This window comes from Nocardia sp. NPDC003345 (genome assembly GCF_053589395.1).
Genome location: NZ_JBSFRU010000254.1, coordinates 1 through 9,672, shown reverse-complemented (window position 1 = coordinate 9,672; position 9,672 = coordinate 1). Strand labels below are relative to the sequence as shown.

Annotated in this window: 10 protein-coding genes; 5 read left to right on the top strand and 5 right to left on the bottom strand. The window is 68.8% G+C overall.

From position 1 onward, the window contains the following. Positions 1 to 3,007 (top strand): beta-ketoacyl synthase N-terminal-like domain-containing protein (locus ACWDU1_RS23655; RefSeq protein WP_450001614.1); only part of this gene is annotated, 3,007 nt, incomplete at its 5' end. A gap of 11 nt (positions 3,008 to 3,018) precedes the next feature. Further along, positions 3,019 to 3,456, top strand: a complete 438-nt coding sequence (acpS, locus tag ACWDU1_RS23650) for a holo-ACP synthase AcpS (protein WP_357422647.1) — start codon at positions 3,019 to 3,021, stop codon at positions 3,454 to 3,456. 56 nt (positions 3,457 to 3,512) lie between these two features. Here acpS and ACWDU1_RS23645 read toward each other — a convergent pair whose 3' ends face one another. The 3 genes from ACWDU1_RS23645 to ACWDU1_RS23635 all read right to left on the bottom strand — a co-directional run bounded on the left by ACWDU1_RS23645 (position 3,513) and on the right by ACWDU1_RS23635 (position 6,123). Then, positions 3,513 to 4,133 carry a TetR family transcriptional regulator gene (locus ACWDU1_RS23645; RefSeq protein WP_450001618.1) on the bottom strand — a complete coding sequence of 207 codons (621 nt, stop codon included), beginning with the start codon at positions 4,131 to 4,133 and terminating at the stop codon, positions 3,513 to 3,515. Positions 4,134 to 4,364: 231 nt separating this feature from the next. Then, the gene (locus ACWDU1_RS23640) at positions 4,365 to 5,093 is read right to left on the bottom strand and encodes an ABC transporter permease (RefSeq protein WP_450001616.1); all 729 of its coding nucleotides are present in this window, start codon (positions 5,091 to 5,093) and stop codon (positions 4,365 to 4,367) included. Between the two features lie 79 nt (positions 5,094 to 5,172). Further along, positions 5,173 to 6,123, bottom strand: a complete 951-nt coding sequence (locus tag ACWDU1_RS23635; protein WP_450001611.1) for an ATP-binding cassette domain-containing protein — start codon at positions 6,121 to 6,123, stop codon at positions 5,173 to 5,175. Between the two features lie 202 nt (positions 6,124 to 6,325). Here ACWDU1_RS23635 and ACWDU1_RS23630 point away from each other — a divergent pair, with 202 nt between their 5' ends. Next, the gene (locus ACWDU1_RS23630; protein ID WP_450001610.1) at positions 6,326 to 7,141 is read left to right on the top strand and encodes a TetR/AcrR family transcriptional regulator; all 816 of its coding nucleotides are present in this window, start codon (positions 6,326 to 6,328) and stop codon (positions 7,139 to 7,141) included. 54 nt (positions 7,142 to 7,195) lie between these two features. Here the strand turns inward: ACWDU1_RS23630 and bcp are convergent, their stop codons facing one another. Beyond that, positions 7,196 to 7,669: a thioredoxin-dependent thiol peroxidase gene (gene bcp, locus ACWDU1_RS23625; protein WP_450001608.1), complete on the bottom strand. Its 474-nt coding sequence runs from the start codon at positions 7,667 to 7,669 to the stop codon at positions 7,196 to 7,198. A gap of 174 nt (positions 7,670 to 7,843) precedes the next feature. On the opposite strand from bcp, the gene ACWDU1_RS23620 reads away from it, so the two are divergent. Then, positions 7,844 to 8,065, top strand: coding sequence for a DUF3618 domain-containing protein (locus ACWDU1_RS23620; protein WP_450001607.1), 222 nt, complete (start codon positions 7,844 to 7,846; stop codon positions 8,063 to 8,065). 87 nt (positions 8,066 to 8,152) lie between these two features. On the opposite strand, the gene ACWDU1_RS23615 is transcribed toward ACWDU1_RS23620, so the two are convergent. Continuing rightward, positions 8,153 to 8,464 carry an excalibur calcium-binding domain-containing protein gene (locus ACWDU1_RS23615; RefSeq protein ID WP_450001605.1) on the bottom strand — a complete coding sequence of 104 codons (312 nt, stop codon included), beginning with the start codon at positions 8,462 to 8,464 and terminating at the stop codon, positions 8,153 to 8,155. A 341-nt stretch (positions 8,465 to 8,805) separates the two neighbouring features. On the opposite strand from ACWDU1_RS23615, the gene ACWDU1_RS23610 reads away from it, so the two are divergent. Next, the coding region (locus ACWDU1_RS23610) for an acyltransferase family protein (protein ID WP_450001603.1) at positions 8,806 to 9,672 on the top strand (867 nt) is incomplete at its 3' end.

Here is a 9,672-nt window from a genome sequence, read left to right as displayed (position 1 = left end):
GGCCGGGCACTACGAGCGGATCGCGGCGGCGGCCCGGGACACCGAGCAGGTGGGGGAGTGGTCCTCCGATATCGCCATCGTCACCGGCGCGAGCAAGGGTTCCATCGCCGCGGCCGTGACCGGCCGGCTGCTCGCCGGTGGCGCGACCGTGGTCGTCACGACTTCGCGCCTGGACGACTACCGGCTCGGCTTCTACCGCGACCTCTACCGCGACCACGCCCGCCAGGGCGCGGCGCTGTGGGTGGTACCGGCGAATATGGCCTCCTACACCGATATCGACGCGCTGATCGAGTGGGTCGGTACCGAACAGGTGGACAACGCGGGCGGTGCCAAGATCAAGACCAAGGACGCGCTCACTCCCACCCTGCTGCTGCCGTTCGCGGCGCCGCGGGTGGCCGGTGACCTCTCCGATGCCGGCGCGCGCGCCGAAATGGAGATGCGGGTGCTGCTGTGGTCGGTGGAACGGCTGATCGGCGGTCTGTCCAAACTCGGCGCCGACCACGATGTGGACGCGAAACTGCATGTGGTGCTGCCGGGTTCGCCCAACCGCGGGCTCTTCGGCGGTGACGGCGCCTACGGTGAGGCCAAGGCCGCACTCGATGCCGTGGTCGCGAAATGGCGGGCCGAGAAGTCGTGGTCGAACCGGGTCACCCTGGTGCACGCGCTCATCGGCTGGGTGCGCGGCACCGGTCTGATGGGCCACAACGACGTCATGGTCGAGGCCGTCGAAAAGGCCGGGGTGCAGACCTGGTCCACCGCCGAGATCGCCGACGAGCTGCTGAAATGGGCGACCCTGCAGGCGCGCACGGTGACCGCCTCCGGCCCGCAGCAGGTCGATCTGACCGGTGGGCTGGCCGGTGCGAACCTGGATCTGCCGGAGCTGGCGAAGCAGGCGCAGGAGGCCGCGGAGGCAGCGGCCGCCGAGGAAGCCGACGCGCAGCCGGCGACCCGGATCGCGGCACTGCCCGCGCCGCCGACGCTGACCTCGGCGCTGCCGGTACCCGAATGGGGTCCGGTGACCGCCGATCTCGCCGATATGGTCGTCATCGTCGGCGCCGGTGAACTCGGACCGTACGGTTCGGCGCGCACCCGCTTCGAGATGGAGGTCTCCGACGAACTGTCGGCGGCCGGCGTCCTGGAGCTCGCCTGGACCACCGGCATGGTGACCTGGGAGAACGATCCCAAACCCGGCTGGTACGACAGCGAATCCGGCGACCTCGTCCCGGAACACGAACTGGCCGAGCGCTACCACGACGCCGTGGTCGAGCGCTGCGGTATCCGCCGCTACGCCGACGACGGCGCCATGATCGACAACAGCAGCCCGCTGATGACCTCGGTCTTCCTCGACGAGGATCTGTCGTTCACGGTCGGCGGCGAAGCCGAGGCACGGGCCTTCCACGCGGCCGATCCCGAGCACACGGTGATCACTCCGGTCGCCGACTCCGGCGACTGGACGGTGACCCGTAAGGCCGGCACCGAGATCCGGGTGCCCCGCCGCGCGAACCTCTCGCGCACCGTGGGCGGTCAGATCCCGACCGGCTGGGATCCCACCGTCTGGGGTATCTCCGCGGATATGGCGTCCTCGATCGACCGGGTGGCGCTGTGGAACATCGCCTGCACGGTCGACGCGTTCGTCGGTTCCGGGTTCAGCCCCACCGAGCTGATGAGCTGGGTGCATCCGAGCCTGGTCGCCAACACCCAGGGCACCGGTATGGGCGGTATGTCGTCGATGCGCTCGCTCTACGTCGACAACCTGCTCGGCGAATCGCGGCCCAACGACATCCTGCAGGAGGCGCTGCCCAACGTCGCCCTGGCGCATGTGGTGCAGTCCTATGTGGGCAGCTACGGCGCCATGGTGCATCCGGTGGCGGCCTGCGCCACCGCGGCGGTCTCGGTCGAAGAAGGCGTCGACAAGATCAAGCTCGGTAAGGCCGAGGTGGTCGTGGCCGGTGGTTTCGACGATCTCGGTATCGAGGGCATCGTCGGCTTCGGTGATATGTCGGCCACCGCGGATTCGGCGGCCATGAGCGCCAAGGGCATCAGCGACCGCTACTTCTCCCGCGCCAACGATCGTCGCCGCGGCGGGTTCGTGGAATCGCAGGGTGGTGGCACCGTGCTGCTGGCCCGTGGTGACGTGGCGCTGGAACTGGGTCTGCCGGTGCTCGGCGTGGTCGCCTACGCCCAGTCCTTCGCCGACGGCGTGCACACCTCCATCCCGGCGCCCGGGCTCGGCGCGCTGGGGGCGGGCAGGGGCGGCCGCGAATCCCGGTTCGCCGCGGAACTGCGCAAACTCGGTGTGGGACCGGACGATATCGCGGTGGTGTCCAAGCACGACACCTCCACCGCGGCCAACGATCCCAACGAGTCCGAACTGCATGAGCGGCTGGCCGCCGCCGTCGGCCGGTCCGAGGGCGCCCCGCTGTTCGTGGTGTCCCAGAAGAGCCTCACCGGGCACGCCAAGGGTGGCGCCGCCGCCTTCCAGCTGATCGGCCTGTGCCAGGTGCTGGAAAACGGTGTGGTGCCGCCGAACCGGAGCCTGGACTGTGTGGACGAGAAGATGCGCGACTACCCGCATCTGGTGTGGCTGCGGGAGGCGCTGCGCTTCGGTGACCGGTTCCCGCTCAAGGCGGGCCTGGTGACCTCGCTCGGGTTCGGGCATGTGTCGGGTCTGCTGGCAGTGGTCCACCCGGAGGCGTTCGTGCAGGCGATCGAACCGGCCCGGCGGGACGAGTACCAGCGCCGGGCACAGGAACGTCAGCTCGCGGGGCGCCAGCGCATCGTCGAGGCCATGTGCGGCGGCGCGGCGCTCTACGAGCGTCCGGCCGATCGGCGCCTCGGCGGCGAGGGCACGCCGGCGGCGCAGGTGCGTGGTCTCGAGGCCGGTGTGCTGCTCTCGGAGCAGGCCCGGCTCGGCGTCGACGGGGTGTACCAGGTCGGTGGAGCCGGTTGCGAGACCGGGCAGTTCGCCGGTGGCGGTTCCGATGCCGGCGTGGCCGCCACACCGTAGGCTGCGCCACTGTGACCATCATCGGAATCGGCTTGGACCTGGTGACCATCTCCGAGTTCGCCGAACAGCTCGACCGTGCCGGAACCACCATGCTCCGGGAAAGTTTCACCGCCGGTGAGCGGCGCTACTGCCAGAGCAAGGCCACCGATCCGGCACGTAGTTACGCGGCGCGGTGGGCGGCGAAGGAGGCGGTGCTCAAGGCCTGGGCGTCGTCGCGGTTCGCCCGCCGCCCGCAGATCGGGGACAACCCGTATCCGCTGATCGAGGTGGTCAACGACGCCTGGGGCAGGCCGAGCATCAAATTGCACGGCCTGGCCGCGGAGTTCCTGCCCCGGGTGCGGGTGCATCTGTCGCTCACCCACGACGGTGACACCGCGGCGGCGATGGTGGTGCTGGAGGATCCGGGCGAGCTGGCCGACCTGATCGAGGGCCGGTCACCGGAGAACTGACGGATAGACGAGGAAGGGCCCGCAGCGTCGCGCTGCGGGCCCTTCCGCTCTCACTGCTAGCGCTGGCCGCCCGTCCGCGATTCCTTCTCGGCGACCAGGAGATAGGCCACCATGAGGCGTTTCAGTTCGGCGACGGCGTCGGCGTGGCTCTGTTCGTCCTGCACCGAGAAATTCATCATCGAATAGACCACGTGCACCAGCACCTCGGCCATCATGGTGCGCCGGGCCCGCGGTGTGCGCGGCGTGAGCGGGCGCAGCATCTGGGAGACGACCTCGGCGAACTCCTTCTCGTGGATGGCGCCGGTGGCCCGGGTGGACGGCGTGGACTGCATGGCCAGCCACACCTCGCGGCGGGAGGGGTCGGTCATCCAGAGATTGGCCAGATGGTCGACGAACTGGTTCATATGCCGGAGCCAGTCCAGTGACGGGATCTCACCGTGGAAGTCCGCGAGTTCCTGGGACACCGCCACCAGATCCTGGCGGTTCAACTCGCAGACGATCACATATTTGTTGGCGAAGAACTGGTAGAGGGTGCCGATCGGCACCTCGGCCCGGGCGGCGACCTCTTCACAGGTGAACGATTCGAAACCCACCTCTACCAGCAGCTCCCGCGACGCCTGCAACAGCGCGTCGAACTTCCGCTTACTGCGTTCCTGGGTCGGACGCCGCCGCGGCATCAGCTCTTGCGGATCGTCCTGGAGTTCCAGCGCAGGGTCCGGACGCCGTTTCGCCCTGGCCTCTGTGCGTACGTTCACCTGTCCCAGGCTAGCGGTAGCGCGAACTCCGTGGTGCAGAGTGTGCGACTGTGACGGCGAGTCTGTCATGTCTCACCACCCCGATTCCGCCGATCCGGGCCGGGTGACAGCATCGTGGAGGCTGCCGCGGCGCCGGATCGGCGGGTGGCCCGGTCAGTCCCGGGTGCGCCGCTGGAACAGGATCAGCGCGGCGATATATCCCACCACCGCGATCCCGCCCCACCATGCCAGCGCGAGGACGGCACTGTTGCCGATCGGTGTGCCCACCAGCAGTCCGCGCATGGTTTCGATGACCGGGGTCACGGGCTGATGCTCGGCGAACCCGCGCAGCCAGGAAGGCATGGTTTCCGGCGGGACGAACGCGCTGCTGACGTAGGGCAGGAACATCGCGACGATGGTGAATCCGTTGGCGGCCTCGGGGCTACTGGCGAGAAGTCCGAAACATGCGGACACCCAGGACAGTGCGACGATCACCAGCGCCAGGACCGCGGCGGCGGCCAGCCAGCGCAACGGGTCGGCGGTCGGGCGGAAGCCGATCACCAGCGCGACCCCGATCACGACGGTGGTGGCCGCCATATTGCGCAGCAGGCTCTCGGCGATATGCCCGGTCAGGAACGCGGACCGGCCGATGGCCAGCGTGCGGAACCGGTCCACGATGCCCTCGGTGATATCCACCGAGACGCCGACCGCGGTGGTCGCGGCGCCGAAACTGGCGCACAGCAGGATGATTCCGGGGACGACGTAGTCCACGAACGGTCCGCCGACGTCCATGGCGCCGCCGAAGACATAGACGAACATGACCAGGATCATGATCGGCAGGGCGAGAGTGCTGATGACGCCGTCGGGACTGCGCAGGGTATGGCGGAGATTGCGGCCGGTCATGGTGGCCGCGTCCTGGACGGTGTGGGCGAGTGTGGTCACGAGGGTGGCTTTCTCTGAGCGGGGAGTGGGTGCGAGCGGGTCACGAGGCCGCCGCGACCGGTTCGGCGGGGCGGCCGGTGAGCGCGAAGAACACATCGTCGAGATCGGGGGTGTGCACGCTCAACTGCGCGACCGTGATATCGAGGCCGGCGAATTCGTCGAGCAGATGTTTGAGATGGGAGACGCTGCCGTCGGACGGAACCTGCAGCGTCAGGGCGTCCGGATCGGTTTCGGCCCGCCCGGTCAGCCGGGCGGCGGCCGCCAGCCCGGCGGCGTCGGCGAAGCGGAAGAGGATATGCCCGCCGGGGGTCAGCTGTTTCAGTTCGGCGGGGCTGCCGTCCGCGACGATCAGGCCGTCGTTGAGGACCGCGATCCGATCGGCGAGCTGGTCGGCCTCCTCCAGATACTGGGTCGTGAGGAAGACGGTGACGCCGTCGTCCACCAGTTCCCTGATGACAGACCAGAGTTCGCGCCGGCTGCGCGGATCGAGTCCGGTGGTGGGTTCGTCCAGGAAAACCACCTCGGGTCGTCCCATCAGGCTCATGGCCAGGTCCAGGCGCCGCCGCATACCGCCGGAGTAGGTCGACGCGGGCCGGGCCGCGGCCTCGGCCAGATCGAACCGTTCCAGGAGTTCGGTCGTCCGGCTCCGCACCTCCGAGCGGTCCAGATGCAGGAGGCGGCCCACCAGCATCAGGTTCTCGCGGCCGGTGAGGACCTTGTCCAGCGCCGCGTACTGGCCGGTGACGCCGATGGCGGCGCGCACACGGTCGGGAGCGCGGAGTACGTCGTGGCCGGCGACCCGGGCCGTGCCGGCATCGGGGGTGGTCAGGGTGGCGAGGATGCGGACCATCGTGGTTTTCCCGGCGCCGTTCGGTCCGAGCAGGGAGAAGACCGAACCGCGCTCGATATCGAGGTCGATCCCGGTGAGTACGCGGTGGTCGGCGAAGGATTTACCGATCCCGGCGAGGGAGATGGCGGGTGGGGCGGTCATGGTGGACTCCGTTCCAGAAACCGTATGCCTCATAAACTGTATATGGCATATATTCTGATTAGAGCGTACACAGTTTGGAGCGGGGCGCAAGAGACCGGCGGTGAGGTGGGGTAGGAAAGGAGGGCACCGGGCGGCGGCCTCGCGGCGGTGGTGTCCGCACCGGCCGCCGCCGCCGGTATCCGAATGGAAGGAAGCGATATCGATGCCGAGCTCAGCCGGGAGCGGTCCGGACGCGGACGAGCGGTCGCGACCCGCGAAGACCGGCGACCCGGTGGAATCCGGCCCCCGGCCAGCGGACGCGGCGCAACCGCCGTTGCCGAAATCCGTCGAGCTGATGTGGGGTCTGGCACCCGAGGGCACCCGAGGGCCGCGGCGTGGCATGAGCCTGGAGCAAATTGTGGACGTGACCATCGAACTCGCCGATGAGATCGGGTTCGACTCGCTGTCGATGACCAAGGTCGCCGAGCGGCTCGGCTTCACCGCGATGTCGCTCTACCGGTACGTCGACAGCAAATCGACTCTGGTGGAACTCGCGCTGGACCGGGTCATCGGACAACCGCCGGAGATCCCGCCGGGCACGCCGTGGCGGCCGGCGCTCGAGCAGTGGGCCAAGGCGGAGTATCAGATGATCTCCCGGCACTCCGGCTGGATGAGCGTGCCGATGAGCACCCCACCGCTGGGGCCCAACAATCTGGCGTGGCTGAATGCCGGTCTGGCCATACTCGGGCAGACCCGGCTGCCCGAAGCGATGAAGCTGCAATTGGTGATGAATCTGTCGCTCTACATCATCGGCCGGGCCCGGATGACCGCGGAGATCGAACCGGAGAACGAGGAGTCCGAGGGCGACTGGGGGATCCTCGAACGAGTGCTGGACCCCGAGCGGTTCCCCGCGCTCGCCGCCGCCGTGCACGCCCAGGCCTTCGAGCAGGACGAGCAGGGGTGGGCCGACCTGTTCTTCGACAACGGCCTGGCCCTGCTGCTGGACGGTTACGAGCGGTTCATCGAGTCCTGCGAGTGAGCGTCCGGCCCGGGCGCGGGTGACCGGCGGTCGTATCCGGCCCGGGCGTGGCGATCACACCGAGAGATCGCGGCGCAGCTTGGCGACATGCCCGGTGGCGCGGACGTTGTACTGCGCCACCTCGATCTTGCCCTCGGCGTCCACCAGGAAGGTGGACCGGATCACGCCGGTGACCTTCTTGCCGTACATGGTCTTCTCGCCGAACGCGCCCCACGCCGTGAGCACCGCGCGGTCGGGGTCCGACAGCAGCGGGAAGTTCAGCTTCTCGGCATCGCGGAACTTGGCGAGTTTGGCGGGTTTGTCGGGGGAGATGCCGATCACATCCAGCCCGGCGGTATTCAGCTCACCGAGGTTGTCGCGGAAATCGCAGGCCTGCTTGGTACAGCCCGGAGTGCTCGCCGCCGGATAGAAGTACACGACGACCTTGCGGCCGCGGTAGTCGGCGAGGGATACCTCGTTGCCGTCGGCATCGGGAAGGGTGAAACCGGGTGCCGGATCGCCGGGGGAGAGTCGCTGGTTGTCGGTCACCCTGGCACCGTAGCCGAACCGCCCCGGTCGGCGCGGGGTCCGAGGGAAGTGGCGGCGGCGGTGGCCGCGGATACACTCGAGCGCGAACCCTGGCGCGATCCGGCGAGAGCCGTGATTCAGGGGTGTTCATCGGCCGCCGGAGGACGCGGCAGACCAGGTACAGGAGGCTTGAAGGTGGCAAAGGATACCGAGCGGATCGAGCAGGAGATCTTGGCCGCGCGGGAGCGTTTGGCCGGCACGCTGGACGAGATCGCGGTCCGGGCCGATCCGCAGCGGATCGCCTCGGACACCAAGGCGCTGGCGCTGGCCAAGGTGAACGAGCCGAAGGTGAAGTACACCCTGATCGGGGTGGGCGCCCTGCTCGCGGGCGCGGTGCTGTTCAAGATCCTGCGCTGAGGCCGTTCGGGATCCGGCGCGAGCGCATACGAAAACACCCGGTGACAGAAGCTCTGTCACCGGGTGTTCGTGCGCAGTGGAGTTCGATCAGACGGTGGGGCAAGCGAACCCGTCGCCGTCCGGATCCAGATGCGGACCGAAACCGGGCTCACCACGGAAGATCGGCGCCCGACCCGCGGCGCGCGCCTCGTCACAGTTCTTGAAGGCCCCGCCCGCGGAACCGGTCTGCGCCAGCTGCGCGGAACCGGTGGCGCCCAGCACGGCGTCGGCCGCCGAGGAACCGGTGCCGGCCAGGGACGGCAGCGGAATCGCGAAGGGAGCGGCGCTCGCGGCGGCGGGAGCGGCCAGAAGAGTCAGCCCCGCGGCGGCGGCGCTGACATAGAGCTGGCGTACGTTCATGAAATCCTCTATGTCTGCTGGGGAGTGGAACTTGCGTCCGACAGGAGAACGCGCGGCTACCACTGTTGTGAGGGGCGCCTCGATTGTCAACTCGTATGGCCTGGATAAGACAGGGGAAATTGCCCACACAGTTGGGTACTCCCCGGATGCCGCGGCATACCACGCCGCGGTGGCGGATCTCCCCGGTGCCACCCGGAGAATTCGCCGCAGAGAACACGTTGTGATAGGGATGCATGCTATGTCCGAGGCTCGACTCCGCCGCTGTTCCTCGCCCCGTCCGGGGCCGGCCGGGGAATTCGACAGGTCGGAGTAGCGGGGTGTTGCGAACAAAGGACCGCGGCGTGGCCGATACCTCCGGGAATCGGCCGGAAGCCGCAGCCCGCCCGGCGGATTACCGGCTCGATCTCGACGGACTCCGCGGCATCGCGATCGCCCTGGTCGTCGCCTTTCACGTCTGGTTCGGCAAGGTGTCCGGCGGGGTCGATATCTTCCTGGTGCTCTCGGGGTTCTTCTTCACCGGCATGCTGATCCGGCAGGCCGAGCGGGACGGCCGGGTGAACCTGCGGCAGACCGCCGTGCGGACCGGGCGCCGCCTGCTGCCCGCCCTGATGGTCGTACTCGCGGTGGTGGCGGTGGTCACCGTGGCGACCCGCCCGTACTCGACCTGGGCGAACATGTCCGGTCAGACCATGGCGTCGGCCTTCTACTACCAGAACTGGTACCTGGCCCAGGCGGCCGAGAGTTATCTGGCCGCGGACCCCTCGGTGAGCCCGCTGCAGCATCTGTGGTCGATGGCCGTACAGGGACAGTTCTATCTCGCCATCGCGGTTCTGCTGGCCGTCGTGGCGTGGGTGTGCCGCCGGGCCGGCGGTCCCGCCGCGGTGCGGCCCGCGGTGGCGGTACTGGCGCTGCTGCTGGGCGCGGTGTCGTTCACCTACGCGGCCGTCTGGATGACCGTGTCGCAGGAATGGACCTATTACGACAGCGCCGCCCGGGCCTGGGAGTTGCTCGTGGGCGCCCTGCTGGCGGCGGTGCTGCCCTGGGTGCGGATCGGTGCCGGATGGGTCTCGCGGGCCGTGCTGGGGCTGCTGGCGGCCGCGGGGCTGACCGCGGTGCTGGTCTGCGGTGTGCTCTTCGACGGTGCCCGCCAGTTCCCCGGACCCGCGGCCCTGTTCCCGGTGGGTGCGGCGGTGGCGTTGATCGTCGCC

Bases quoted from the DNA above. Each gene is read 5' to 3' on its own strand.
- ACWDU1_RS23645 (WP_450001618.1), bottom strand. From the start codon at position 4,133: ATGCCGCGGCGGCGTCCGACCCAGGAACGCAGTAAGCGGAAGTTCGAC.
- ACWDU1_RS23640 (WP_450001616.1), bottom strand. From the start codon at position 5,093: ATGACCGGCCGCAATCTCCGCCATACCCTGCGCAGTCCCGACGGCGTC.
- ACWDU1_RS23635 (WP_450001611.1), bottom strand. From the start codon at position 6,123: ATGACCGCCCCACCCGCCATCTCCCTCGCCGGGATCGGTAAATCCTTC.
- ACWDU1_RS23630 (WP_450001610.1), top strand. From the start codon at position 6,326: ATGCCGAGCTCAGCCGGGAGCGGTCCGGACGCGGACGAGCGGTCGCGA.
- ACWDU1_RS23615 (WP_450001605.1), bottom strand. From the start codon at position 8,464: ATGAACGTACGCCAGCTCTATGTCAGCGCCGCCGCCGCGGGGCTGACT.